Source organism: Microbacterium sp. ZOR0019 (genome assembly GCF_000800925.1).
In the GTDB taxonomy this organism is placed as follows: domain Bacteria; phylum Actinomycetota; class Actinomycetes; order Actinomycetales; family Microbacteriaceae; genus Microbacterium; species Microbacterium aurugineum.
In genome coordinates this window covers 12,821-39,454 of sequence record NZ_JRKC01000061.1, presented here as the reverse complement: position 1 = coordinate 39,454, position 26,634 = coordinate 12,821, and the positions used below count along the sequence as shown (strand labels likewise).

Sequence of the window (26,634 nt, the reverse complement as noted above, 5' to 3'; positions counted from 1 at the left end):
AGGAGGCCGCGGGTACCCTGGCAGGGTGAGCGAGACCATCGAGGATTTCTATGCCGTCATTCCCGCCGGCGGCATCGGCAGCCGGCTGTGGCCGCTTTCCCGCGCGGATGCGCCGAAGTTCCTGCACGACCTGACGGGATCCGGGCACTCCCTGCTCCGCGACACCTGGGATCGCCTGGAGCCGCTCACCGGGCCGGACCGGATCGCCGTCGTCACCGGACGCGCCCATCGCGCTGCGGTCGAGGCGGAGCTGCCGGGCATCGCCGATCTGAACGTCTTCCTGGAGTCGGAGCCGCGGGAGTCGGCGGCGGCGATCGGACTGGCCGCCGCGATCCTGCATCGCCGCGAGCCTGACGTGATCGTCGGGTCGTTCAGTGCGGACCATGTGATCCGCAGCACCCGGGTGTTCGAGTTCGCCGTCCGCGACGCCGTCGAGGTCGCCCGCGAAGGCTACATCTGCACGATCGGCATCACCCCGACGGAACCCGCGATCGGCTTCGGCTACATCAAGAAGGGCCCGGAGCTCGTGGTCGAGGGCGCCAGGGAGGCCGCACTCGTGGAGAGCTTCGTCGAGAAGCCCGACCTGGACACGGCGAAGGCGTACCTGGCGGATCGGGGATACCTCTGGAACGCCGGAATGTTCATCGCGAAGGCGAGCGTGCTGCTCGACGAGATCGCGGCGAACGAGCCGGAACTGCATGCCGGCCTGCTCGAACTCGCCGAGGCCTGGGACGATCGCGATCGGCGCGGACCCGCGGTGGATCGAATCTGGCCGGGCCTGAAGAAGATCGCGATCGATTACGCCGTCGCCGAGCCGGCCGCTCGCCGAGGACACCTCGCGGTCGTCCCGGGGCACTTCGACTGGGACGACGTCGGCGACTTCGCCTCGCTGACCAAGCTCATCAACAACGGACGCAAGAACGACCTCGCCGTCCTGGGGCCGAACGCACGTGTGCTCACGGACGGGGCGAGCGGGATCCTGGTCAGTCAGACGTCGCGGGTGATCAGCCTGGTGGGTGTCCAGGACATCGTCGTGGTCGACACCCCCGACGCCTTGCTCGTCACCACGGTCGAGCATGCCCAGCGGGTGAAGGGCGTCGTCGAGTCACTCAAGCTCACCGGCCGGGGGGACGTGCTCTGAGGCGTGCGCCGATGAGCACGATCCCACGCTCATCCGGTGGGTTGATTTCAGCTTTGTAACCTTTGGCCAGCACATGCGGGGCGAGCGTGTGCAAAAGCTGAAACAGTAGGTAACTTTGATCGATCCGCGATGGCCGCGGGTTCGTTGAGGGAGGCATCAGTTGACCATCTCCACCACCAAGAAGCTGCTCGGCGCGACGGTCGCCGCGGGCGTCATCTTCGCACTCGCCGGCTGCGGCCAGGCCCCGACCGACAGCGGGTCGGGTTCCGAGAAGCCGGTTGACTCCGACTTCCTCCCGTGCCTCATCTCCGACGCCGGCGGATGGAACGACAAGTCGTTCAACCAGTCCGCGAAGGAAGGCATGGACGCCGCCGCCGAAGAACTGGACATCAAGCCGCTCGAGTTCGAGTCGGCGAACGACAACGACTACGCGCCCAACCTCGAGACCGCGGTCTCCGAGGGCTGCTCGCTCATCGTCTCGGTCGGCTTCAAGCTGTCGGCTGCGACCGTCGAGTCCGCCCTCGCGAACCCCGAGATCGACTACGCGATCATCGACGACTGGGCCGACAACGACTTCGACGGCAACGTCGACGCCCCGAACATCAAGCCGCTGGTCTTCGACACGGCTCAGGCCGCCTACCTCGGTGGCTACGCCTCGGCCGCCTGGTCGGCGCAGAGCGGCGTGAACAAGGTCGGCACCTTCGGCGGGATGCAGATCCCGTCCGTCGCCGTGTTCATGGACGGCTACCAGCTCGGTGTCGAGAAGTACAACGAGGACAAGTCCGCTTCGGTCCAGGTCTTCGGTTGGGACGCCGCGACGCAGAAGGGCTCGTTCACGGGCGGCTTCGACGCGAACGACACGGCCAAGCAGACCGCGCAGGGCGTGCTCGACCAGGGCGTCGACGTGATCCTGCCCGTCGGTGGCCCGGTCTACCAGAGCGCGGCAGCGGCGATCGCCGACAGCGGCAAGGACACGCTGATGCTCGGTGTCGACAGCGACCTGGCTGTGGCTGACCCGAGCGTCGCCGACATCACGCTGGTCTCGATCATGAAGGCGATCGACGTCGCCGTGAAGGACGCGACCATCGCGGCCGCCGCCGGCGACTTCGACCCGGCCCCGTACGTGGGAACGCTCGAGAACGAGGGCGTGAAGCTCTCCGGCTTCGGTGACTTCGAATCCCAGCTGCCCGACGGGCTCCTCGACGAGCTCGCCGAGCTGCAGAAGCAGATCATCGCGGGCGACATCACGGTGGAGTCCGAGAACTCCCCGTAAGTCGTCGCAGGTCCAGCACGGGGCGAGTGGTGAGCAGGCTGCCACTCGCCCCGTGCCGTGGACGGACGATGATTCTCCTGGATGACTCTTCTGGATAAGGTGCAGATATGAAGCTCGAACTTCGCGGCATCACCAAGCGATTCGGCAGCCTCGTGGCGAACGACCACATCGACCTGGTGGTCGAACCCGGCGAGATCCACGCGCTGCTCGGCGAGAACGGCGCGGGCAAGTCCACGCTCATGAACGTCCTCTACGGCCTGTATCAGGCGGATGAGGGCGAGATCCTCCTCGATGACGAGGTGCAGCGCTTCCGCGGACCCGGTGACGCGATGGCGGCGGGGATCGGCATGGTCCACCAGCACTTCATGCTCGTTCCCGTCTTCACGGTCGCCGAGAACGTCATGCTCGGCCACGAGCAGACCAAAGCCCTCGGCACGCTCGACATCGCGAAGGCGCGAGAGCACGTGCGGTCGGTCGCGGCCCGCTTCGGATTCGACATCGACCCGGATGCGCTCGTGGGTGACCTCCCCGTCGGAGTGCAGCAGCGCGTCGAGATCATCAAGGCGCTGTCGCGCGACGCGAAGGTGCTCGTGTTCGACGAGCCGACCGCCGTGCTGACGCCGCAGGAGACCGACGAGCTGATGAACATCATGCGTCAGCTGCGCGACGAGGGCACGGCGATCGTGTTCATCACGCACAAGCTGCGCGAGGTGCGCGAGGTCGCCGACAAGATCACCATCGTCCGGCTCGGACGCGTCGTGGGTGAGGCATCGCCCACCGCGACGAACGCCGAACTCGCCTCCCTCATGGTGGGCAGGGCCGTCGAGCTCACGGTCCAGAAGGATCCGCCGCGCCTCGGCGAAGGCGGTCTCGAGGTCTCGGGACTGCGCATCCTCACGCCCACCGGCGCGATCGTCGTCGACGGCATCGATTTCTCCGTCCGCCCGGGCGAGGTCCTCGCGATCGCGGGTGTCCAGGGCAACGGCCAGACGGAACTGGTGGAGGCCATCGTCGGCCTCGCCGCCCGCGTGGAAGGCAGCATCTCCCTCGACGGCAAGGAACTCGTCGGCCGGAGCGTGCGTGCGATCCTCGACGCGGGGGTCGGGTTCGTGCCGGAGGACCGCACGGAGGACGGCCTGGTCGCCGGCTTCTCCGTCGCTGAGAACCTCATCCTGGACCGCTCGGACGATCCGGCGTTCAGTCGTGCGGGCACACTCCGCCGCGCCGCGCTCGACGAGTTCGCCCGTGCGCGCATCACCGAGTACGACATCCGCACCCAGGGGCCGGAGACGGCGGCAGGCACGTTGTCGGGCGGAAACCAGCAGAAAGTCGTCATCGCCCGTGAGATGAGCCGCGACCTGCGGCTGCTCGTCGCCGCGCAGCCGACCCGCGGCGTCGACGTCGGGTCGATCGAATTCATCCACAAACGGATCATCGAGACGCGGGATGCCGGCATTCCGGTGATCGTCGTCTCCACGGAGCTCGACGAGGTCGCGGCTCTGGCCGACCGGATCGCGGTCATGTACCGCGGCACGATCGTCGGCATCGTCCCCGGCGACACGCCACGGGAGACGCTCGGACTCATGATGGCCGGAGCGGCCGAAGGGGAGGTGGCCGCGTGAGCGGAGCGACACCCGGCGCAGGAGATGTGACCAAGGGCATCCCGCCGCAGGAGCTCGCGACGAGCACCGGCACGGTTCCGCGCGACCCGTCCGACGTGCCGCCGCCTCCGCGCGGCAACGTCATCCTCAAGGAGATCCTCCGCGGCAACGCCGTGACGACGATCCTCGCGATCGTGCTGGCGCTCATCGTCGGCGGCATCCTCATCGCCGTCACGAACGAAGACGTGCAGGCGGCCTCCGTCTACTTCTTCGCCCAGCCCGGTGACACCTTCGTCGCCGCCTGGAACGCCGTGTACAACGGCTACGAGGCGCTGTTCCGCGGGGCGATCTTCAACGCGAGGGGTGCCGACTTCGCGGCGCAGATCCGGCCGCTGACGAACACCCTCGGCTTCGCCGCCCCGCTCATCGCCGCAGGTCTCGGCGTCGCTCTGGCGTTCCGCGTCGGGCTGTTCAACATCGGTGCCCGCGGTCAGATGCTGATCGGTGTCGCCGTCGCGGCGCTGTTCACGTTCTCGCTCGACCTGCCGATCTGGCTGCACATCCCGGTCACCCTCATCGCCGGTATCGCGGGCGGTGCGCTCTGGGGTGCGATCGCAGGACTCATCAAGGCGCGCACCGGTGCGCACGAGGTGATCCTGACGATCATGCTCAACTACATCGCGTACTACCTGCTGCTGTGGATGATCCGCACGCCGGGGCTGCTGCAGAAGCCGGGCACGAACCAGGCGCTCGGCTCGGCGACGCCCGAGAGCGCGCAGTTCCCGACGCTGCTGGGCCCGCAGTTCCCGCTGCTCGACCTCGGCTTCGTGATCGTGATCGTGGCGACGCTCTTCGTCTGGTGGCTCATCGAGCGCTCCTCGCTCGGCATGCGCATGCGCGCCGTGGGGGAGAACCCGCATGCCGCGCGCGCCGCGGGTATCAGCGTGCAGCGCGTCTACGTGTACGCGATGCTGTTCGCCGGGGGGCTCGCGGGCCTCGCCGGGATGAACCAGATCCAGGGGGCGGTCACGACGGGCGTCACCGAGACCATCGACGCCGGCATCGGGTTCGACGCGATCACGGTCGCGCTCCTGGGCCGCAGCCGCGCGTGGGGCACGTTCGCGGCCGGCATCCTGTTCGGCGCGCTCAAGGCGGGCTCGTTCTCGATGCAGGCGCAGGACATCCCGGTCGACATCGTCCTCGTCGTGCAGTCGCTCGTGGTGCTGTTCATCGCTGCGCCGCCGCTGCTGCGCTCGGTGTTCTTCCTGCCGAAGACCGATGCGGAGAAGGCCGCCAAGGCGAGAGCCAAGGCTGCGAAGAAGGCGGTGGCCGCATGATGTCGCTCACTCAGACCGTGTCCGCAGGCGGCGCCGTCCAGCTCGAGACCGTCAAGGAGCGGCACCTCAAGGCGCCGATCGTCCTCGCCGTCGCCACCGCGCTGCTGGCCCTGCTGTTCCTCACCGTGCCGCGCGACGGCATCAGCACGTTCCGGCTCTCGGACCCTTCGGCGGCGCTCGGGCTCCCGGATGTCGCCTTGCCCACGGCATCGACCTTCTGGGTCGTGTTCGGCATCCTGGTGGTTCTGACGGTCGGGGCGTTCCTCCGAGCCTGGATCTACCGTCCGCCGTCCCTCTGGCTGGTCATCGCCTACAGCGTGCTCGCCGTGTTCGCGTTCCTCGTCTGGGCGTCCGCCGGGGGACTGGTCCCCGTCACGAGTCTGCTGTTCGGAGCGGTGTCCCTCTCGGTGCCGCTCGTGTTCGGTGCGTTGGGCGGGGTGATCGGCGAACGTGCCGGCGTCGTCAACGTGGCGATCGAAGGACAGCTGCTCCTCGGGGCGTTCTCCGCCGCGTTGCTCTCCAGCATCACCGGCAACCCGTTCGTCGGGCTGATCGGCGCGATGGTCGGTGGCGTCCTGGTGGCCAGCGTGCTCGCCGCGTTCGCCATCAAGTACCTCGTCGAGCAGGTCATCGTCGGTGTGGTGCTGAACGTGCTCGTCACGGGTCTCACCGGATTCCTCTACGGCGCGCTCCTCGCGCCGAACGAGGAGGCGCTGAACACCCCGGTGCGGTTCCCCCGGGTGGAGATCCCACTGCTGAGCGACATCCCGATCATCGGACCCGTGCTGTTCAACCAGACGTTCATCGGATACCTGATGTTCGTGACCGTCGCCGTCGTCGCGTGGGGGCTGTATCGCACGCGGTGGGGCCTGCGCGTCCGCGCCGTGGGAGAGCACCCGCAGGCGGCTGACACCGTCGGCATCAAGGTGAACCCGACCCGCTTCTGGAACGTGCTGCTGGCCGGCGCGATCGCCGGCATGGGTGGCGCGTACTTCACACTCGTCTCGGTGCCGCAGTTCGGCAAGGAGATGACGGCGGGTCTCGGCTTCATTGCCCTCGCTGCCGTGATCTTCGGACGTTGGGATCCCATCCGTGCCACGCTCGCGGCACTGCTGTTCGGTTTCGCCACGAACCTGCAGAACCTGCTCTCGATCCTGAAGACGCCGATCCCCGGCGAGTTCATGCTCATGCTGCCGTACGTCGTGACTCTGCTCGCGGTCGCCGGGTTCGCCGGACAGATCAAGGCCCCTGCCGCCGACGGCAAGCCGTACATCAAGTCCTAGCCCTGCCGGGAAAGAGAGAAGTATCGCAATGACCGACATCGACTGGGATGAGTTGCGCCAGGTCGCCACGGAAGCCATGACGAAGGCGTACGCGCCGTACTCGCGCTATCGCGTGGGGGCGGCCGCTCTCGTCGGGGACGGGCGGATCGTGGCCGGGTGCAACGTCGAGAACGCCTCCTACGGGGTGACGCTGTGCGCGGAGTGCGCGCTCGTCGGAGACCTGCACATGTCGGGTGGCGGCCAGCTCGTCGCCTTCGTGTGCGTGAACAACGAAGGGCAGACGATCATGCCGTGCGGCCGCTGCCGTCAGCTTCTGTTCGAGCACGCGATGCCCGGGATGCTGCTCGAGACCGTCTCCGGCATCCGCACGATCGACGAGGTGCTGCCCGACGCGTTCGGGCCGCGCGACCTGGAGGACGCACGATGACGACGGTGGAGCCTTTCGACGCGGTGGATGTCATCCGCGCCAAGCGCGACGGGGGCGCGGTCCCCGAGGCCGCGCTGCGCTGGATGGTGGACGCGTACACGCGCGGCTACGTCTCGGACGCGCAGATGGCCTCGTTCGCGATGGCCGTCTTCCAGCGGGGGATGGAGCGTGACGAGATCCGCGTGCTCACCGACGCGATGATCGCCTCGGGGGAGCGGATGAGCTTCGCCTCCCTCGGCAAGAAGACCGTCGACAAGCACTCCACCGGCGGTGTCGGGGACAAGATCACGCTTCCGCTCGCGCCTCTCGTCGCGGCCTTCGGCGTCGCCGTCCCGCAGCTCAGCGGCCGCGGACTCGGTCACACCGGCGGCACGCTCGACAAGCTCGAGTCGATCCCGGGCTGGCGCGCGGCGCTCAGCAACGAGGAGATGTTCGCCCAGATGCAGGGCGACGTCGGCGCGGTCATCTGCGCCGCCGGTTCGGGGCTCGCCCCCGCCGACAAGAAGCTGTACGCGCTCCGCGATGTCACCGGAACCGTCGAAGCCATTCCGCTGATCGCCTCGAGCATCATGTCGAAGAAGATCGCGGAGGGAACGGACGCGCTGGTCCTGGACGTGAAGTTCGGCTCCGGCGCCTTCATGCAGGACATCGATCGTGCCCGCGAGCTCGCCCGCACGATGGTCGCGCTCGGCACCGATTCGGGCGTGGCGACCACCGCGCTCCTGACCGACATGAACGTCCCGCTCGGACTCGCGATCGGCAACGCCAACGAGGTCCGCGAGTCGGTGGAGATCCTCGCCGGCGGTGGTCCCGCCGATGTGCGGGAGCTGACGCTCGCCCTGGCGAGGGAGATGCTCGCACTTGCCGGACAGCCGGACGCCGACGTGGAGGCCGCCCTCGACGACGGGCGCGCGATGGACACCTGGAAGGCGATGATCCGCGCGCAGGATGGAGACCCCGACGCCCCGCTGCCCACGGCACGCGAGACGCACGTCGTCACCGCCCCGGAAGACGGTGTGCTCACGCGCCTGGACGCGCTCCCGTTCGGGGTCGCCGCCTGGCGGCTGGGGGCGGGCCGTGCCAGGGCTGAGGACCCCGTGATCTTCGAGGCGGGAATCGACCTGCACGCGAAGCCGGGGGACCGCGTCACCGCCGGGCAGCCGCTCTTCACGCTGTCCGCGGCGGACGAGGCCCGCTTCCCCCGCGCGATCGAAGCGCTCGAGGGCGCCTGGGCGATCGGTGGCGAGGTGCCGGAGGCCGGTCCCATCGTGCGCGAGCGCATCACGGCATGACCGCGGACCGCTAGCCTGAACTGAGCACATCCGCGACGGAGGAGGATCACCATGTCGATCGACGCGAACGGCGATGTCACGCTGCAGGGCGTCTCCCTGCGGAGCCTCCCCAAGGTGTCGCTGCACGATCATCTCGACGGTGCCCTGCGCCCCGCGACGATCATCGAGCTCGCGGACGCGATCGGCCTCGAGGTCCCGAAGTCCGAACCCGCGGCGCTCGGTGCCTGGTTCGCGAAGCAGAGCGACTCGGGGTCGCTGGTGGAGTACCTCAAGACCTTCGATCTGACGACCGCCGTCATGCAGACCCCGGAAGGGCTCACGCGCGTCGCGCGCGAGTTCGTCCAGGATCTCGCGGCCGATGGTGTGGTCTACGGCGAGGTGCGCTGGGCTCCGGAGCAGCACCAGGCCCGTGGACTCACGCTCGAACAGACCGTCGAAGCGGTGCAGCAGGGCATCGAAGAGGGCGAGGACGCCGCCGACCGCGATGGTCGGAGCATCCGCGTCGGCCAGTTGATCACGGCCATGCGCCACACCGATCGGGCGAGGGAGATCGCCGAGCTGGCGGTCGACTTCCGCGGTCGCGGCGCCGTCGGGTTCGACATCGCGGGGCCGGAGGACGGCTTCCCGCCGTCGAATCATCGCGCCGCGTTCGACTATCTCGCCGGCAAGTTCTTCCCAGTGACCGTACATGCGGGAGAGGCCGCGGGGCTCGCGTCGATCCGTTCGGCTCTGCTGGACGGGCGTGCGCTGCGACTGGGCCACGGCGTCCGCATCGCCGAGGATCTCCAGGTGGTGACGCAGGAAGGCGATGAGGTGCAGGTGCAGTTCGGCGACCTCGCCCGGTGGGTCCGCGACCGCGAGATCCCGCTCGAACTGTCGCCGTCCTCGAACCTGCAGACCGGGGCGATCGCGGCCTGGGGCAACACGCTGGCGGATCACCCGTTCGACCTGCTGTACCAGCTCGGGTTCTCCGTGACCGTGAACGTCGACAACCGCACCATGAGCGCCACGTCGCTCACGCGCGAGCTCGCGCTGCTCGTCGAGACTTTCGAGTACGACCTCGACGACCTCGAGACGTTCCAGTTCAACGCCGCCGCAGCCGCCTTCCTCCCGGTCGAGGAGCGGGAAGAGCTCGTCGAGTTGATCGCCGAGGGCTTCGACATCTGATCGTGGCTTCCGGGGGGAGGCGACGCTGGCGGATCGCTGCGATCATCATCGCAGCCGCAGCCGCAGCCGCAGCCGCACTCGTCGCGAGCGGAGGCGGGCTCGCAGCGTATCTGTGGATGAGCCGCGCTCCGGCGGAGGCGGCGACGCCCACCCCCACCCCTCGCGCGTCGGTGACGGTTCCGCCGCTGACGCCGGCGGAGCAGCTGCTGGCGGACACCGACGATCCGCTCGCCTGCGCGGTGACGTTCACCGGCGAGGGCGCGCCGGCCGATCCCCAACTGCAGTGGCAGGGCGGCCTGTACCAGGCGCTTCCGATCCCGGCCCTCGACGGCCGTGTCTTCGCCGGTTGGTATGGAACCCCGGCGGATGCGGCGGCGCTCACGGTCGCGGCTCGGGTGAACGGCGCGGACCCCGTCCTGTGCGATGAGCAGCAGATAGAACTCTTCGCCGCGTGGAGGACTGCCGAGGAGAACGCTGCGGAGGGAGTTCAGGTACCGATCCTGATGTACCACCAGTTCACGGCGAACCCCGAGGGCGAGTCAGGATGGCTGCGAGGCAACTACGCCTACATCGGTGATTTCGACGCGCATATGAACCACATCGCCACCACTGGTTTCTACCTTCCGACCTGGGACGAACTCAGTGCGTTCATCGACGGTCGGCTCTCGCTTCCGGCGCGGAGCGTGATCATCACCGACGATGATGCAGATCAGACGTGGTTCGACCTCGCGGCACCCGTCGTCACGAAGCACGAGCTCCTTGCGACCTCCTTCATGGTCACCGCGTACCGTTCCGACCCGCCGCCGTCGATGTACGTGCTGCGGCGCTCACACACGCACGACATGCACCAGGCAGGGGCTGACGGCGACGGACTGATGGTGAACTGGACCGCGGATCAGATCGCGGCAGACCTGAACGTCTCGGGGGACACGCTCGGGGTTCGGGAGGTCATCGCGTATCCGTTCGGTCACTACAACGACACCTCGAAAGAAGGTGTCCTGAAGGCCGGCTACGAGTTGGCGCGGACCATCGAGCCCGGCACCGTCCGGATCGGCACCGACAAGCTCGCCCTTCCCGTCGTGCGCATCGACTACGGAATGGGACTGGACGCGTTGATCTCGCGCATCGGCTGACGCTCAGGGGGCGAGCGGTGCGAGGAAGTCGTCGACCAGGCGCGTGACCTCCGCATGCATCTCCTCGGAGGAGATCGTCGGGGTGCCGTCGCCGTCCTGCGGCCCGTAGTCGCCGAACGAGGCATGAGAGGCGCCGTCGATCTCGACCATCTCGGCATCCGCAGGGAGCTCATCGCGTGCATCGGCGATCTTGTCCGCCGTCGAGAGGCCGTCCTCACTGCCCGAGATGCTCAGGACCGGGAGCCCGCTCTGCGACAGGTCGTTGGCGCAGTAGGAACCGAACAGCACCAGCGCATCGGCGTCCGGGGCGAGCTGGCAGGCGCGCACACCACCGAGCGAGTGTCCTCCGACGGCCCACACACCGACTTCCGGAGCGGCGGACGTGAAGGCATCGAGGCCCCGAGGGTCGAAGAAGGCCAGATTCAGCCAGGGGCGGGTGATCACGACCGTGACACCGTCTTCCGCGAGGCCCTGGAGGATGGCAGCATAGGCCCAGGGGTCGACCTTGGCCCCGGGGATGAAGACCAGCCCGACGTCGGACTCGCCGTCGACCGGCTCGAGCACGATGCCCTGATCGGCATCCGTCACCGTGATCTGCGGGTTCTCCTGCACCGTCGCGAGCGGATCGGGCTCCGCGGCCATGACACCGATCTGGCTCCACGCGACGACGCCGCCGACGGCGAGCACCACCACGATCGCCAGGCTCCACAGAATGCGCTTCAGGATGCGACGGCCACGAGTCTTCTCCACGCGTCAACGTTACTCCGCGGCGCGGCCCTCGCCGGCGACGGCAGGGTGCGTGCGGAGGTACTCCTCGAAAGCCTCAGCGGTCGTGCGTCGCGGTGTGTATCCGAACTCGCTCTTCAGACGTCCGTTCGCCAGCACCGGCCGATAGCGGAGGAAAGGCAGCTTCTCCGGTCCGTGCTCCGTGAGGCGGAGCGTCCGCCCGATCCGGAGACCTGCGGCCAGCACCCCCGCGGGGACCACGAGCTCGGGCTTGTGCAGTCGAGCCGCGATCTCCGGCACGGTCATGCGTCCGTCCCCGGCGACGTTGAAGATCCCGGGCGGGCCGTCCGTCGCCGCACGGACCATCGCTGCGGCGACGTCGTCCACCCAGACGAAGACGAACGGGGAATCCGAACCGGCGATGCGAAGGATCCGCCTTCCGTCCCAGAGCGCGGTGATCTGATTCCGCACGGACGGACCGAGGATCGTGCCGATGCGGAAGACCACCTGCTCGAGCTCCGGGTGGGCCGTACGGTACTCGGCGAGCATCTCCTCCACCAGCCGCTTGTGCCGTGCGTACGGGAAGGCGTCGTTGCCCCGCAGCGGCTGGTCCTCCTCGATCCAGTCCGGGTTGTCGGCGTGATAGCCGTAGGCGGCGCCGGAGCTGGAGACGACGATGCGGCGGACGTCGGCCTCCACGCAGGCGGCGAGGACGTTCGCCGAGCCGGTCACGTCGACGCGGTACTCGAGGGCGACGTCGCGACCCGGATTGACGATCGCCGCCAGATGCACGACGGTGTCGATCCGATGCTTCCGGAGCATCGGCGCGATGGCGGCGGGATCGGTCACATCCAGTGTCTCGTCGATGATGCCGTCGCGCGGCGTGCCCGGGCGCAGGTCCGCGGTGACGACGAGTTCGACATCGTCGCGCGCGGCGAGGGCCTCGGCGACGTGCGACCCGAGGAAGCCTCCGCCGCCGGTGATGAGCACCCGCGACATCAGGCGGCCTCGATGGGTGCGCGGCCGCTGCTGTCTCCGGTCGCGGTCCCCGTGCGGCGTCGCGTGTGGCGGGCCCAGAGCCCGGCGAGCACGAGACCCGCGATGATGTCCCAGATGCCCCACCAGCCCGCGACGACGGCCATGCCTCCGAGCCCGTCGAAGAACAGGAACACCAGGCCCAGACCGAGGCCGGCGTTGCGGATGCCGACCTCGAACGTCATCGCCTTGCGCTCACGGGTACCGAGGCCGGCCACGACGGCGGTGCCGTAGCCGAGAGCGAGCGCGACGGCGTCGTGGACGGCGACGACCAGCAGGATGACACCCAGGACCTGCACGAAGACCGCCCAGTTGCCGATGAGCGCCGCCACGATGAACCCGAGCAGGGCGATCAGGCTGAACCACTTCACGAACGGCTGCACCCGTGCGCTCATCCCCGGCACTTTCGCGCGGAGGAGCAGTCCCACCGCGAAGGGGAGACCGATGATGAGGAAGATCTCCAGCAGCATCCGCCAGGGGTCGAGCGAGACATCGCGCAACAGGGCGCTGGCGGTGGGATGCAGGGAAGCCCAGAACGTGATGCTGAGCGGCATCGCGAAGATGTAGATGAGGTTCCCGACCGCGGTGAGCGAGACCGAGAGCGCGACGTTGCCGCCGGCACGATGTGTCAGCACCTGCGAGATGTTGCCGGGCGGGCAGCACGCGACCAGGATCATCCCCAACGCCATCGACGGGGGGATGGGCAGCACGAGGGTCAGCAGGAACGTCGCGACGGGCAGCAGGAGCAGCTGCGCGAGGATCGCGATCACGAACGGCTTCGGGTGCTTCGCCACCACACGGAAGTCGCGTGGCGAGGTGTCGAGAGCGATGCCGAACATGATCAGCCCCAACACCACGTTCAGGATCGTCAGCGTGCCGGGCGTGAACGACAGGACGACGTCGTCGATGTTCATGCCGAGGCCTCCAGTGCGCTCTTCTCGCGTCGCACCGCGCTGCGATAGGCGTCCTTGTTGACGTAGTACGCCATCCGGTCGAGGCCGAGGTAGTGATAGCCGCCGGAGGTGTCCGGCCACGCCGTACCGGTCACGCGGTCGCGGAAGCGTGCGGCCCGCGCCGGGTCGTGCTCTGCGGCGTCGAGGTAGGTCGCGAGCAGATCGGCCTGTTCGTACCGGCCCTGCCAGCCGATCCCGGAGGCCTCGATCATGCCCATCACGTACAACCCGTTGAAGGAAGCGGGGAAGACGTTGAGGAACAACCGAGGCGACGCGCCGCGCCAGTGGAGGTGTTCGCGATCCACGAACGGATAGTCCAGGGTGTAGCCGGTCGCCAGCAGCACGAGATCGTACTCGTCCGAACCCCCGTCGCGGAAGTGCACGGTCTTCCCGTCGAAACGATCGATGTCCGCACGGATGCGCAGATCGCCCTGCCCGAGGTGGTTGAGGATGAGGGTGTTCACGATCGGGTGAGATTCGTAGATGCGGTAGTCGGGACGGGGGAATCCGAACCGCACGGGGTCTCCCGTGAACGCACGCAGCACGCGGCTGTCGACAGCCTGCTTGATCCGCGCCGGCAGGGGGCGCCCCTGGTTGAGGGTGTCGCTCGGCTTGCCGAACAGGTAGCGCGGCACGAAGTAGTACCCGCGGCGGACACTCATATCGATCGAGTCGGCATGATGCACGGCGTCCACCGCGATGTCGCAGCCGGAGTTGCCCGCGCCGATGAGCAGTACCCGCTTGCCCCGGAGCATCTCCGGGGATTTGTACGCGCTGGTGTGCAGCAGCTCGCCGGTGAACTCGCCGCGGAAAGAGGGCACGTTCGGTTCCGCGAGGGTGCCGTTCGCCAGCACGACCCCGGCATACCAACGGGTCTCCTCGCCGTCGGGGCCGCTGCTCGTGAGGTCCCACCCGCCGTCGCGCGGTTCGAGCCGCGTGACCGTGGTCTCGAACCGGAACAGGTCGGTCAGCCCGAAGCGATCGGCGTACTCCTGGAAGTACTCCTTCAGCACGCGGTGGCCGGGGTAGTCGACCCGGGTGCGCATCGGGAACTCCGAGAACTCGGTCGTGGTGCGGGAGGAGATGAGGTGCGCCGACTCATACATCGTGCTGCGCGGGTTCGTGATGTCCCACAGCCCGCCGACGCCGTGGGACGCCTCGTACCCGTCGACCCCGATACCGCGCCGGTGGAGCGCACGCGCCGCGGCCAACCCCGATGGTCCCGCCCCGATGACGGCATATCTGTTCATGATGCTCCCCGCACGTCGCTGTGCTCGAAAAAACGCCCCCGTCCACCGATCGTATCCGGTGGGCGGGGGCGTCGAGATCCGTGGATCAGTCGGGCCGGAGGTGCTGCTGCCGGTCCGCCACGGCGTCGCGCACGCGAGAGAACAGCGGGTGCTCGGGATCGAGTCCCGTCGTGCGTGTCGTGAACGCCGTGGCGTCCTCGGTGCGCAGCAGCGCCTGCAGTTCGACCGACTGCTCATCGGCGGGGTCATCGAACTCGAGCGCGGCGGCGACGGCGGCGACGAGCGCATCCGTCGGCAGGTCGCGTTCCGCAGCCATCGCGGCGGGTCCGATGAAGCGCTCGTGTCGCGAGATCTTGCGCAACGGCTGACGGCCGACGCGCTGCACGGTGTCGACGAGCGCGGGATTGCGGAAGCGGTCCAGGATGGTGGCCCGATAGGCGGCCAGGTCAGCGGGGTCGAGCCCGTGTTCGGCCACCAGGACTGCCGAGGTCTCCTCCAGCGCGGCCGAGACGCTCGAGGCGATCGCCGGGTCGGCCAGGGCATCCGAGATGCGCTCGATACCCGCGCGTGCGCCGAAGTATGCGGTGGCGGCGTGCCCCGTGTTCACGGTGAAGAGCTTGCGCTCGATGTACGGCGCCAGGTCGTCGACGAAGTGGGCACCGGGGATGTTCGGCAGCGCGCCGCCGAACGGGCCGGCCTCGATGGCCCACTCGTAGTACGGCTCCACCGTGACGTCGACGCCGCCGTCCGCCGGCTGTGCCGGGACGATGCGGTCGACCGCGGTGTTCGCGAAGACGGCGCTCGCGAGCAGCAGGTCGGCATCAGCCCCGGCCGCGGCCACGACCTCGCGGCGCAGCAGGTCGGTGGCCCCGATCGCGTTCTCGCAGGCCATGACCTGCAGCGGCGCGGCATCGGGGGAGCGGAGAGCCAACCCCGCCACGATCGACGGTGCCACGAACCGCAGCACGGTCGGCCCCACTGCGGTCGTCACGACATCCGCCGAGGCGACCTCCTCCGCCACGGCGGCCGGATCGGTGCGGCTGTTGACGGCGCGGAAGCCGGTGACGACGTGATCGGTCCCTCCGGGGCCGGCCTCGTGCACGGTGTACTCGGCGGTCGCATTGATCGCGTCGACCAGGGCATCGGCGACATCGGAGAACACGACCTCGTAGCCTCCCTGGCGCAGCAGCAGACCGACGAAACCGCGACCGATGTTGCCGGCCCCGAAGTGGACCGCCTTCATCCCTCGTTCACCTCCGAGAGGAGGGCGTAGAGCGCCTCCGGTGTCTGAGCGGCGGAGAGCCGAGCCACGTCATCCTCCTCGGAGAACAGGATCGCGATGCGCGAGAGGATCTCCAGATGCTCGTCGCCGACGCCGGCGATGCCGATCACGAATGTCGTGGGATCGCCTGACCAGTCGACCCCGCCGTCGTAGCGGACGACCGACAGCGCGGAGGCGAGGATCGCGTCCTTCGCGTCGTTGGTGCCGTGCGGGATCGCCAGTCCGTTGCCCATGAAGGTCGAGACCGTCTCCTCGCGCTGTCGCATCGCGTCGACATAGGCCGGGGTGACGGCTCCGGCGGCCACGAGGATGTCCGTCGCCTCCTGCAGGGCCTCGTCCCTGGTCGCGCTTCCGGGATGGATGCGCACCTGTTCGGGGGTGAGAACGCTCATTCTGCTTCCTTTCGCTGCTCGCGCACCATGTCCACGACCTCGTCGTACTTGGGCGAGTTCATGAAGTTGTCGACCGACACGTGGACCGAGTCCGGCGACTTGGCCGTGGCGCGCTCGGTGAGCTGCTGCTGGGTGATCACCACGTCGGCCGTGCCGTCGAGGTTGGCGATCGCCTGGTTGGTGACCGTGATGTCCTCGATGCCCGCCTTCTTGAGCTTGTTCCGCAAGACGCTCGCGCCCATGGCGGAGGAGCCCATACCGGCGTCGCAGGCGAAGACGATGCGCTCGATCGGAGTGGTCGCGACCGCGGTGGTGCTCGGGGCGGCCGCGGAGGCCGTGGTCGCCGTCGACGTGCGCAGCGCGTCCATCGCGGCGGACGACTTGCCCTTGTTCGCCTCGGTCTGCGCGATCGCGGCACCGAAGGAATCGCCCTCGGCTTCGAGGTCGCGCTTGTGGGAGGCCCGCAAGAACACCGCCGTCAGCAGGAAGGTGACGACCGCAGCCAGCACGACCGACAGATACACGACGAGCAGGTTGCCGACTCCGCCCGCGGCCGGTGCGACCGCCGCGGCCGTGACGGCGATGATGCTGCCCGGAGCCGCAGGGAAGGCGAGTCCGCCGTTCAGCACCATGTTCGTCGTGACGCCGGTGGCTCCACCCGCGATGAGCGCGAGGATCGTGATCGGCTTGCTCAGCGCGTACGGGAAGTAGATCTCGTGGATGCCGCCGAAGAACTGGATGATCGCCGCGCCCGGTGCCGACGCCTTCGCGGCGCCGACGCCGAAAAAGCTGAATGCGAGCAGCAGACCGATGCCGGGGCCGGGGTTCGCCTCGATGAGGAACAGGATCGACTTGCCGGCCTCCTCGACCTGCTGCAGGCCCAGGGGGGTGAACACGCCGTGGTTGATGGCGTTGTTGAGGAACAGCACCTTGGCCGGTTCGACGATGACCGAGAGCAGTGGCAGCAGCTGGTAGTTCACCAGCCAGTCCACGATCGTGCCGAGGAAGGTGCTCACCGCGAGCATCACCGGCCCGAACACGAAGAAGCCGACGATGGCGAGCAGCATGCCGAGGATGCCAGCGGAGAAGTTGTTCACCAGCATCTCGAAGCCCGGACGGATCTTGCCGTCCCACAGCCGGTCCATCTGCTTCGTGATCCACGCGGCAAGCGGGCCCATGATCATCGCGCCGAGGAACATCGGGATGTTCGTGCCGACGATCACGCCCATCGTCGCGATCACGGCGACCACGCCGCCGCGCTCGCCGTAGATCATGCGACCGCCGGTGTTGGCGATGAGCAGCGGAAGCAGGTAGGTGACCATCGGCCCGACGAGGCCGACGTACTGCGGGAACGTGGCGCCGTTCTCATCCTGGGCGAGAGCCGTCATGGCTCCCTGCCAGCCGATGACGTCGGCGTTGCCGAAGCCGCCGAGCAGATCGGAGACCGGGTGCCACCAGCCCAGCCATCCGACCGCGATGAAGAGCATCGTGATGAAGCCCCAGGCGATGAAGGCCGCGATGTTGGGCATGATCATGCCCGAGAGGAACGTGCCGAAGCGTTGCACTCCTACGCGGACGCCGCCGGTTCTCGTGGCGGCAGGTGACGTCGTCGTCATGATGTCGTCTCTTTCTTGTGGAGGGTGATTTCCGCGGCGAGCGTCGCCACGGCGGTTCGGGCGGAGGAGGCATCGTCAGCGGCCAGGGCGGCTTCGGCGAGGCTCCGCGCCTCGGACGGGGTGTGTTCGGAGAGTGCGTGTCGCACGTCGGCCAGCGCGGACGGGGCCATCGAGAGGCTCGTGGCGCCGAGCCCGACGAGCACGACCGCCAGCAGAGGGTCCGCCGCCGCTTCGCCGCAGATGCCGACGGGCTTCCCGAGACGCGCTCCCGCCTCGCCGACCTCGCGCACGAGGCGCAGGACGGCAGGATGCCAGGGGTCTTGGAAGCCGGCGACGGAGCCGAGCATGCGGTCCGCCGCCATCGTGTACTGGGTCAGATCGTTGGTGCCGATCGAGGCGAAATCGGCGTGCGCCAGCACGCGGTCGGCGAGCAGAGCACTCGCCGGGATCTCGACCATGACGCCGGCCGTCGTGAGTCCGTACTCGCGGGCGAGATCCGTGAAGTACCGGGTCTCCTCGACGGTGGCGACCATGGGGGCCATCACCCAGAGGTCGGCCTCGGTCTCGGCGTCCGCCTCGGCGAGGGCCGTCAGCTGCTCGCGGAGGATGTCCTCGCTCGCTCGCAGGGCACGAAGGCCCCGGAGCCCCAGCGCAGGATTCTCCTCGTGGGCGTCGTTGAGGAAGGCGAGGGGCTTGTCCGCGCCGGCGTCCAGCATCCGCACCACGACCTTCTTGCCGGGGAACGCGGCCAGCAGTTCGCGGTAGGACTCGCGCTGCTGGGCGACCGTCGGCGCCTGAGCCGAGGAGAGGAACAGGAACTCGGTGCGGAAGAGCCCGACGCCCTCGGCCCCCCGAGCGACCGCATCCGCGGCGTCTGCGGGCTTCCCCAGATTCGCGAGCAGCGCGACAGGCGTGCCGTCGGCGAGGACGCCGGGAGTCAGCGGAGCGGCGTCGGCTGCACGACGGGCGGCCGCGCGCTCCGTGGCGCGGCTCTTCTGCTCGTCGGTGGGCTCGCGGGTCACGACGCCCGCGGCCGCGTCCACGATCACCGTCTCACCCGTCACCAGCTGCGCACCGTCCGCGACGCCCACGATCGCGACGATGCCCTTCTCCCGGGCGAGGATCGCGGTGTGCGAGGTGGGCCCGCCGTCGGTCGTGATCAGTGCGAGCACCTGATCCAGGTCGAGCAGGGCGGTGTCGGCCGGGGCGAGATCGCGTGCGACCAGGACGAACGGGTGCCCGGGGTTCGGGACACCGGGCGCCTCGACGCCGCGGAGGTGCGCGAGCACACGCTGAGCGATGTCATCGAGATCGGCGGCGCGCTCGCCGAGGTAGCCGCCGACGGCCTCGAGCGTCGCGCGGAAGCCGGCGAAGGCGTCGTGCACGGCCCACTCGGCGGTCGCGCCGGCATCAATGCGGGTGTCGACTTCGTCCTGGAGTGTCGGATCTTCGGCGATCATCGCCTGGGCCTCGAGCACCTCCTGCGCGGAGCCTCCTGCGGTCCGGCCGCGCTCGTTCAACTCCCGGGCGACGGTCGCGACGGCTTCGTGCACACGGGTGCGCTCGGCGTCTGCTCCGGCGGTGCTCGGCGTGTTCTCCGGAGCGGGCATCGCTTCGGACATGCGGATGACCGGTCCCTGTGCGACCCCGAGACCGATCCCCACACCCCGCAGCTCGCTCATCCGGCGGCCTCCTGATCATGGTCTGTGGTGAGGAGCTCGGTGAGGGTGTCGAGCACGCCCTCGGCGCCGTCGCCCTCGGCGGTGAGCGTCACGTAGTCGCCGTACTCGACCGCCAGGGCGATGACACCGAGGATGCTCGCCGCATTGACCGGCTTGCCCGAATCCTTGGCGATCGTCACGGCGACGCCGGAGTCCTTCGCCGCCTGCGCGAAGAGTTTCGCCGGGCGGGCGTGCAATCCGTGGGAGGAGCCGATCCGGACGGTGCGGGTGGCGGTCATGATGTTCCTTTCGGGGTGTCGCCGGCGGCGGCGAGGATCGATCGGGCGTAGACGAGAGTGCGGGAGCCGTCCCGGTCCGTGAAGACGTCCCCGGGGAGCACCGCGACGGGCGCGTGCGCACGGGCGCGGATCGCTTCCAGCCGGTCGCCCAGGTGAGGGCCGACGAGGACGAGGTCGACATCGGAGTCCGACACGGAGCTCTCCATCCCCGCCGTCGCCTCCCAGCCGAGTCCGGCCGTCGCCGCCGCACTCCGGAGCCGCTGTGCGACGAACGTGCTCGACGCGCCGGCGCCGCACACCACGAGGATCCTCATCGATTCCCACCTTCCTGAGAACAGTCTGTGAACCGGAAGGATCCTGCGCCAACACGTTCCTTTCCGCCCCCGCGGAACAGCGCCTTCCGCCCGAGCGCGTCGGCAAGCTGACATCATGGAGACCACGTCGAGACAGTGCGGTCAGCACGCGGGAAGGGAAGGCTCATGTCGCGCCAGCGTCAGGACCAGCTCCTCGCCGTGCTGCTGCGACAAGAGGGCTGGGCGACGGCGGGCAGCCTCGCCGATCTGCTCGGAGTCACCCCGCGCAGCATCCGCTCCTACGTCGCTGCTCTGAACGCGCGGTCGCCCGGTGCCGACGTGATCGAGTCCTCTCCGGCGGGCTACCGCGCGGGACCCGGGGCTCGTGGAGCGCTCCGGAGGCGACAGGCCGGGGAATCCGCACCCCGTGACCGTCTGCACACGCTCGTGCGGCGGCTTCTGGATGTGCCGGCGGGGATCGACGTATTCGACACCGCAGACGAACTCCACGTCAGCGAGGCCACCCTCGAAGCGGACCTGGTCCGCGTGCGGGGTCTGCTCGACGGCACCGAGCTCGTGCTCGAGCGCGACCGGGAGAATGTGCGACTCCGCGGCGACGAGGCCGCGCAACGACGTCTTCTCAGCCGACTCGCCCACGACGAGATGGACGACGCCTCCTTCCACCCCGAGACCTTCCGTCGTGCGCTCTCGGGGTCCGCGGTCGCCGCCAGCGCTGTGGGTCCCTTCAAGTCCGCGCTGGTCCGGGAGCTGGGCGAGCTCGGCTACTACGTGAACGAGCTCGCGATCGCCGACGTCCTCCTCCACATCGCCATCGCGGCGGAGCGTGTCGCCGCCGGACACGCGCTCGACTCCTCACCGACCGGTGCGCGGGAGGAGATCCCCCGGGTGGGTGCGGTCATCGCCCGGCTGGCGTCCGAGCACTTCTCGGTCGTGCTCGGTGAGGGCGACAGCGGTCACCTCGCCTCCCTCGTCCTGACCCGCATCGTCGCGCCGGGGGAGGACGCGACCCGCGAGGTGGCACGCAGCGGGGTGGACCCCGCGGTCGAGGCCGCCGTCCGTGCGGAGATCAGCAGAGCCGCCGAGGACTTCCAGGTGGACCTCGTCGACGAGACGTTCGTGCTCCGGCTCGCGCTGCACGTGCAGAACCTGTTGCGACGAGCGGAGGAGAGCGCGTTGACGCGCAACCCGCTCACCCGCTCGCTCAAGACCACCTATCCGATGATCTTCGAAGTGGCGGTGTCGATCGCGAGCGGCCTCCGCGACCGCGTCGGGACGCCCATCCACGACGACGAGATCGCGTACATCGCGATGCACGTGGGCGGGAGGCTGGAACGCAGCCGCAAGGCCGAGTCGATCCTCACGGCCACGATCGTCTGCCCCGGGTACCACGAGCTGCACGAGCTGCTCCGCTCGAGTGTCGACCGCTCGCTGGGGTCGGCGATCGAGGTCACCACCGTCGTGACCAACGTCGACCCCGATTGGGCGTCCTTCGACACCGACCTCGTGCTCAGCACGATCGAGCCGGGTCAGGCGGGCGACCGTTTCGTCCGGATCCAGCCGTTCCTCACCGATGCCGACGTCGACCGGATCCAGCAGGCCGCCGCCCGCGTGCGCCGCGCCCGACGGCTCACCCGCCTCCGCGGAGAGCTCGCCCGCTACTTCCTGGCGGACGCCTACGTGTTCCCGCTGCCGGACGAGGGGGAAGAGGCGATCATCCGCCGCCTCGGGGGGTTGCTGGTGCAGGCAGGGCTCATCGGTGAGGACTACATCGAGAACACGATCGTGCGCGAGCGGATGTCATCGACCGCGTTCACCGATGCGCTCGCCGTCCCGCACGCGCTGCAGATGACCGCGACCCGCACGGCCATCGCGATCGGGGTGGCGGACGGCTCGGCCGCCTGGGGGGACGGCCGGGTGCAGGTCGTCGCGCTCGCCGCGTTCAGCGAGAGCGACCGTGCGGCGTTCCAGACGGTGTTCGAGCAGCTGGTCGAGGTGTTCAGCGAACGCGAGAGCGTGCAGCGGATCGTCCGTCGGGGGTCGACGTTCGAGGCGTTCCTCGATGAGCTCGTCGCCGTGATCGACGGCTGACCCGCCGTCACCCCCGCGGGGCGAGCACCTCGGCGAGCTGATCGAGGACGGCCTCCGCGGTGTCGGAGGCCGTCGTCTCGAGCACCACGGCATCCCCGGACGAGATGCCGAGGTCCATGACGGCCAGCACGCTGCTCAGGTCGACGGTGGTGCCGTCCTCCGTCCGCAGGGTCACGGGGGTGCCGTGCGACTGCGCGAGGCGCACCAGCTCCGCCACTGGTCGGGCGTGCACGCCGTTGTGGGCGCTGACGATGACGCGTCGGACCGGCATGTCAGGTGCGCTCGTCGAGCAGGGTCCGCACTCCGGCCTCGAGCTCCACGACGGCCGCAGCGGCGGCTTCGGGGGAGTCGGCCCGGGCGTCGATGTAGACCTTGAGCTTGGGTTCGGTGCCGCTCGGGCGCACGATCACGCGCGAGCCGTCGCCGAGGCGGTACCGCAGCACATCCCCGGAGGGTGCGCCCGGCGCGGCGTGCATCAGGTCCTCGGCCGAGGTGATCGAACGTCCGGCGATCTGCGTCGGCGGCAGCGTGCGCAGGGCGAGCATGACGTTGCCGATGACCGCGAGGTCCTCGACGCGCACCGACACCTGTCCGCTGGCGAAGTGCCCGTAGGTCTCGCCGAACTCGGCGAGCAGGTCGACCAGCGTCGCTCCGCGGTCACGGGCCTCGGCGGCGAGCCCGAGGATCGCGACGGCTGCCGACACTCCGTCCTTGTCGCGAACCGTCTCCGGGTTCACGAGGTAGCCCAGGGCCTCCTCGAAGCCGAAGACGATCCCCGGGGCGCGTGAGATCCACTTGAAACCGGTGAGCGTCTCGTGGAAGTCGAGTCCGTGGTGAGCGGCGACGGCGCCGAGACCGGGGGAGGAGACGAGGGAGCATGCCAGGGAGGCACCCGGTGTGCCGGCGGCTGCGCGGGCGGCACGTGCCCCGAGCAGGAGCCCGACCTCGTTGCCGGTGAGTCGACGCCAGCCGTCCGCGGCCGTCTCGTCCGGAACCGCGACGGCCAGGCGATCGGCGTCGGGGTCGTTGGCCAGGATGAAGTCCGCCTTCACCCGCCGAGCCCGCGCGAAGGCGAGATCCATCGCTCCCGGCTCCTCCGGGTTCGGGAAGGAGACCGTGCGGAAGGTGGCGTCGGGCGTGAGCTGCTCATCCACGACGAAAGGCTGCGGGTAGCCCGCCTCGCGCACGATGCGCGACACCGTCTCCCACCCCACTCCGTGCATCGCGGTGTAGACCCATCGCATTCCGGTGGCACCGGCGGGTGCGGGGGCCACGGCGGCGGTGGCCGTGACATACGCGTCGACGACGTCCTCGCCGGCGGTCTCGTAGTCCGTCGAGCGCGGCAGCGCGGCGATCGAGCCGGCATCGGCCGTGCGCTGGATGTGCGCGGCGATCTCGGCATCCGCCGGGGCGACGATCTGCGAACCCTGGTCGGCGCCGCCGAGATAGACCTTGTAGCCGTTGTCGTTGGGCGGGTTGTGGCTCGCGGTCACCATCACACCGGCGTCGGCGCCGAAGTGCCGCACGGCGAAGGCGAGCACGGGCGTCGGCAGCAGGCGCGGCAGGAGGATCGCTCGCAGACCCGCGCCGGCGAACAGCTCCGCCGAGTCGGTCGCGAACACGCGCGAGTTGCGTCGCCCGTCGTAGCCGATCACGACGGTCGGGGTGGTTCCGTGCGTCTTCTCCCGCAGATACGCGGCGAAGCCCGCCGCGGCCTGGGCCACGAGCACCCGGTTCATCCGGTTGCTTCCGGCGCCGAGCTCGCCGCGGAGCCCCGCGGTGCCGAACTCCAGGCGTCCGCGGAACCGGTCGTCGAGCTCCGCGGCCGCTGCCGCCTCACCGGCGGACGCCCGCGTGATCAGGCCCGCGAGCTCGTCGCGTGTTTGGTGATCCGGGTCCTGACGCAGCCAGGCGCGCGCCTGCGCGAGTCTCTCCTCGTTCACAGGGCCTCGACCACCCTCGCCAGGAGAGCGGAGATCACCGGCTCCGCCTCACGACCGGCTTCGATCACCTCGGCGTGGCTCAGCGGGGTCTGCTGGATGCCCGCGGCCAGGTTCGTGATGAGCGAGAACCCGAGGATCTCCATGCCGGCCTCGCGGGCGGCGATCGCTTCGAGCGCGGTCGACATGCCGACGATGTGTCCGCCGATGTGCTTCGCCATCTGCACCTCCGCCGGGGTCTCGTAGTGCGGACCGCGGAACTGCGTGTACACGCCCTCATCGAGCATCGGATCGATCGTGCGCGCGAGGTCGCGCAGTCGCTTCGAATACAGGTCGGTGAGGTCGATGAACGTGGCGCCCTCGAGCGGCGAATCGGCGGTGAGGTTGATGTGATCGCTGATGAGCACCGGCTGACCGGGTCGCCAGGTCTCACGGATGCCACCGGCGCCGTTGGTGAGCACCATGATCTTGGCGCCCGTGGCCGCGGCGGTGCGGACGCTGTGCACGACGCGCCGGACGCCGTGGTCTTCGTAGTAGTGCGTGCGTGCGCCGATCACGAGGACGTTCTTGCCGCCGGGCGTGTGGATGCTGCGCAGCGTGCCGACGTGGCCCTCCAGTGCGGGCTTCGAGAAGCCGGTGACCTCGGTGGCGGGGATCGTGGCGACCGTCTCGCCGATGATGTCGGCGGCCTTGCCCCAGCCGCTGCCGAGGGTGAGGGCGATGTCATGGTTCTCGACACCGGACAGTCGCGCGATGTCGGCGGCGGCCTGCGAGGCGACCTCGAAGGGGTTCGCGGTCGGGTCGTCGAGGGGGTTGCTGTGCGTTTCGGGCATGGATCCACTCTAGGAAGGTGCAGGCTCGGGGGCCAGGATTGGGGAAGAATGGATTCCATGTCTTCCACCACTTTCGAGCGCACTCAGCGCGTCGCCGTCCTCGGCGGCGGTCCCGGCGGTTACGAGGCGGCCCTCGCGGCCGCTCAGCTCGGGGCCGAGGTCACCCTGGTCGAGCGGGTGGGGGTCGGCGGATCGGCCGTCCTCACCGACGTGGTGCCCTCCAAGAGCCTGATCGCGACCGCGGATGCCGCCGTCGCCATCTCCGAGGCGAGCGACCTCGGAGTCAACTTCTACGCCAAGGGCGAGAACGGCAAGCCCCTCAAGCCCGAGATCGCGATCAATCTCGCGGCCGTCAACAAGCGTCTCCTGGCCCTCGCCGGTCAGCAGTCGGAGGACATGCGTGCCACGCTCCTCGAGGCCGGGGTGCGCATCCTCTCCGGGCACGGACGACTCGAGGGGCCGACGGCGATCGTCGTGTCGACCGGTCAGGGCGGCACCGACTTCGACCGGGTCGAGGCCGACACGATCGTCGTGGCCGTGGGGGCATCGCCGCGTGAGCTCGACTCCGCCAAACCCGACGGCAAGCGCATCCTCACATGGACCCAGCTCTACGACATGAAGGCGCTGCCCGAGCACCTCATCGTGGTCGGGTCGGGGGTGACCGGAGCGGAGTTCGCCTCGGCCTACATGAACCTCGGTGCGAAGGTCACGCTCATCTCCAGCCGTGAGCAGGTGCTTCCGGGGGAGGACCAGGACGCCGCACGCGTTCTGGAGAAGGTGTTCAAGCGCGGCGGGATGCAGGTGCTCTCGAAGTCCCGCGCCGACCGGGTCGAGGTCACGGACGACGGGGTGACCGTGACGCTGTCCGACGGCCGCACGGTCGACGGGAGCCACTGCTTGATGGCCGTCGGCTCCATCCCCAACACCGCGGGCATCGGTCTGGAGGAGGCGGGCGTCGAGCTCGATGATTCAGGTCATGTGCGCGTGAACCGCGTCGCCCGCACCTCGGTGCCCAACATCTACGCGGTCGGCGACTGCACGAACTTCTTCCCGCTGGCCTCCGTCGCCTCCATGCAGGGACGCACGGCGGTGTTCCACGCACTCGGCGACATCGTGATCCCGCTCGAACTGATCAAGATCACCTCGAACATCTTCACGGCACCCGAGATCGCGACCGTGGGTTTCTCGCAGAAGGACGCCGAGGACGGGGTGACCGACGGTCTCGTCTACAAGCTTCCCCTCGCCGCCAACCCCCGCGCCAAGATGATGGGCATCAAGGACGGCTTCGTCAAGATCATCGCCCGCAAGGGTTCCGGCACGGTGATCGGTGGCGTGATCGTGGCCCCGAAGGCGTCGGAACTGATCTACCCGATCGCCGTGGCCGTCGAACGTCGTCTCACGGTCGACCAGGTCTCGCGGGTGTTCGCCGCGTACCCCTCGCTGTCGAGCAGTATCACCGATGCGAGCAGGGCGATGCACCTCGTCAACATCTCCTGAGTTCTGCAGCGCGACGGATCGCCGAGACCCCCGCCTGACGCCGAAACCCCGTGTGGCAGACATCTGCACCACGGGGTTTCGGCGTTCACCGGGG

24 protein-coding genes are annotated in these 26,634 nt (G+C 69.1%); 11 read left to right on the top strand and 13 right to left on the bottom strand.

Annotated elements, in window-relative coordinates; translation table 11 throughout:
• Window positions 1–25: 25 nt before the first annotated feature.
• The 9 genes from L978_RS12925 to L978_RS12885 all read left to right on the top strand — a co-directional run bounded on the left by L978_RS12925 (window position 26) and on the right by L978_RS12885 (window position 10,654).
• Window positions 26–1,141, top strand: a complete 1,116-nt coding sequence (locus L978_RS12925) for a mannose-1-phosphate guanylyltransferase (RefSeq protein ID WP_047523605.1) — start codon at window positions 26–28, stop codon at window positions 1,139–1,141.
• A gap of 160 nt (window positions 1,142–1,301) precedes the next feature.
• Entirely contained in the window at window positions 1,302–2,414 is a 1,113-nt protein-coding gene (locus L978_RS12920) for a BMP family lipoprotein (RefSeq protein ID WP_047523604.1), read from the top strand.
• Window positions 2,415–2,521: 107 nt separating this feature from the next.
• A complete protein-coding gene (locus L978_RS12915; protein ID WP_047523603.1) occupies window positions 2,522–4,036 on the top strand; it encodes an ABC transporter ATP-binding protein in 1,515 nt (504 codons plus the stop codon).
• A complete protein-coding gene (locus L978_RS12910; protein WP_047523602.1) occupies window positions 4,033–5,352 on the top strand; it encodes an ABC transporter permease in 1,320 nt (439 codons plus the stop codon). Before L978_RS12915 ends, L978_RS12910 begins: the two co-directional genes overlap by 4 nt.
• Window positions 5,349–6,635 carry an ABC transporter permease gene (locus L978_RS12905; RefSeq protein ID WP_047523600.1) on the top strand — a complete coding sequence of 429 codons (1,287 nt, stop codon included), beginning with the start codon at window positions 5,349–5,351 and terminating at the stop codon, window positions 6,633–6,635. The genes L978_RS12910 and L978_RS12905 overlap by 4 nt, the downstream gene beginning before the upstream one ends.
• A gap of 28 nt (window positions 6,636–6,663) precedes the next feature.
• On the top strand, window positions 6,664–7,062 hold the full coding sequence (locus L978_RS12900) for a cytidine deaminase (RefSeq protein ID WP_047523598.1): 399 nt from the start codon (window positions 6,664–6,666) through the stop codon (window positions 7,060–7,062).
• Window positions 7,059–8,354, top strand: a complete 1,296-nt coding sequence (locus tag L978_RS12895; RefSeq protein WP_047523596.1) for a thymidine phosphorylase — start codon at window positions 7,059–7,061, stop codon at window positions 8,352–8,354. The genes L978_RS12900 and L978_RS12895 overlap by 4 nt, the downstream gene beginning before the upstream one ends.
• 51 nt (window positions 8,355–8,405) lie before the next feature.
• Complete coding sequence (locus tag L978_RS12890) at window positions 8,406–9,521, top strand: adenosine deaminase (protein ID WP_047523594.1); 1,116 nt, start codon at window positions 8,406–8,408, stop codon at window positions 9,519–9,521.
• A gap of 2 nt (window positions 9,522–9,523) precedes the next feature.
• On the top strand, window positions 9,524–10,654 hold the full coding sequence (locus L978_RS12885; RefSeq protein ID WP_231555064.1) for a polysaccharide deacetylase family protein: 1,131 nt from the start codon (window positions 9,524–9,526) through the stop codon (window positions 10,652–10,654).
• 3 nt (window positions 10,655–10,657) lie between these two features.
• Here the strand turns inward: L978_RS12885 and L978_RS12880 are convergent, their stop codons facing one another.
• The 10 genes from L978_RS12880 to L978_RS12835 all read right to left on the bottom strand — a co-directional run bounded on the left by L978_RS12880 (window position 10,658) and on the right by L978_RS12835 (window position 20,182).
• Window positions 10,658–11,404: an alpha/beta hydrolase gene (locus L978_RS12880; RefSeq protein WP_047523593.1), complete on the bottom strand. Its 747-nt coding sequence runs from the start codon at window positions 11,402–11,404 to the stop codon at window positions 10,658–10,660.
• Between the two features lie 9 nt (window positions 11,405–11,413).
• Complete coding sequence (locus L978_RS12875) at window positions 11,414–12,379, bottom strand: SDR family oxidoreductase (protein WP_047523592.1); 966 nt, start codon at window positions 12,377–12,379, stop codon at window positions 11,414–11,416.
• Complete coding sequence (locus L978_RS12870) at window positions 12,379–13,329, bottom strand: bile acid:sodium symporter family protein (protein ID WP_047523590.1); 951 nt, start codon at window positions 13,327–13,329, stop codon at window positions 12,379–12,381. The genes L978_RS12875 and L978_RS12870 overlap by 1 nt, the downstream gene beginning before the upstream one ends.
• On the bottom strand, window positions 13,326–14,618 hold the full coding sequence (locus L978_RS12865) for a flavin-containing monooxygenase (protein WP_047523589.1): 1,293 nt from the start codon (window positions 14,616–14,618) through the stop codon (window positions 13,326–13,328). Before L978_RS12865 ends, L978_RS12870 begins: the two co-directional genes overlap by 4 nt.
• A gap of 85 nt (window positions 14,619–14,703) precedes the next feature.
• Entirely contained in the window at window positions 14,704–15,861 is a 1,158-nt protein-coding gene (locus L978_RS12860; RefSeq protein ID WP_047523586.1) for a mannitol-1-phosphate 5-dehydrogenase, read from the bottom strand.
• A complete protein-coding gene (locus L978_RS12855) occupies window positions 15,858–16,292 on the bottom strand; it encodes a PTS sugar transporter subunit IIA (RefSeq protein WP_047523583.1) in 435 nt (144 codons plus the stop codon). The genes L978_RS12860 and L978_RS12855 overlap by 4 nt, the downstream gene beginning before the upstream one ends.
• A complete protein-coding gene (locus tag L978_RS12850; protein ID WP_047523582.1) occupies window positions 16,289–17,908 on the bottom strand; it encodes a PTS mannitol transporter subunit IICB in 1,620 nt (539 codons plus the stop codon). The genes L978_RS12855 and L978_RS12850 overlap by 4 nt, the downstream gene beginning before the upstream one ends.
• Window positions 17,905–19,590, bottom strand: coding sequence for a phosphoenolpyruvate--protein phosphotransferase (ptsP, locus tag L978_RS12845; RefSeq protein ID WP_081997045.1), 1,686 nt, complete (start codon window positions 19,588–19,590; stop codon window positions 17,905–17,907). The genes L978_RS12850 and ptsP overlap by 4 nt, the downstream gene beginning before the upstream one ends.
• Window positions 19,587–19,868: an HPr family phosphocarrier protein gene (locus tag L978_RS12840; protein WP_047523581.1), complete on the bottom strand. Its 282-nt coding sequence runs from the start codon at window positions 19,866–19,868 to the stop codon at window positions 19,587–19,589. The genes ptsP and L978_RS12840 overlap by 4 nt, the downstream gene beginning before the upstream one ends.
• Window positions 19,865–20,182 (bottom strand): PTS sugar transporter subunit IIB, encoded by a 318-nt coding sequence (locus L978_RS12835; protein ID WP_047523580.1) that lies wholly within the window; start codon window positions 20,180–20,182, stop codon window positions 19,865–19,867. The genes L978_RS12840 and L978_RS12835 overlap by 4 nt, the downstream gene beginning before the upstream one ends.
• Window positions 20,183–20,347: 165 nt before the next feature.
• Here L978_RS12835 and L978_RS12830 point away from each other — a divergent pair, with 165 nt between their 5' ends.
• A complete protein-coding gene (locus L978_RS12830) occupies window positions 20,348–22,270 on the top strand; it encodes a BglG family transcription antiterminator (RefSeq protein ID WP_047523579.1) in 1,923 nt (640 codons plus the stop codon).
• Window positions 22,271–22,277: 7 nt separating this feature from the next.
• Here the strand turns inward: L978_RS12830 and L978_RS12825 are convergent, their stop codons facing one another.
• The 3 genes from L978_RS12825 to L978_RS12815 are packed head-to-tail and all read right to left on the bottom strand — an operon-like array spanning window position 22,278 to window position 25,043.
• Window positions 22,278–22,541, bottom strand: coding sequence for an HPr family phosphocarrier protein (locus L978_RS12825; protein WP_047523578.1), 264 nt, complete (start codon window positions 22,539–22,541; stop codon window positions 22,278–22,280).
• Window position 22,542: 1 nt separating this feature from the next.
• Window positions 22,543–24,213 carry a phospho-sugar mutase gene (locus L978_RS12820; RefSeq protein ID WP_047523577.1) on the bottom strand — a complete coding sequence of 557 codons (1,671 nt, stop codon included), beginning with the start codon at window positions 24,211–24,213 and terminating at the stop codon, window positions 22,543–22,545.
• Entirely contained in the window at window positions 24,210–25,043 is an 834-nt protein-coding gene (locus tag L978_RS12815) for a purine-nucleoside phosphorylase (protein WP_047523576.1), read from the bottom strand. Before L978_RS12815 ends, L978_RS12820 begins: the two co-directional genes overlap by 4 nt.
• Window positions 25,044–25,091: 48 nt before the next feature.
• On the opposite strand from L978_RS12815, the gene L978_RS12810 reads away from it, so the two are divergent.
• Entirely contained in the window at window positions 25,092–26,540 is a 1,449-nt protein-coding gene (locus tag L978_RS12810) for an NAD(P)H-quinone dehydrogenase (protein ID WP_047523575.1), read from the top strand.
• The last annotated feature ends 94 nt before the right edge of the window (window positions 26,541–26,634 follow it).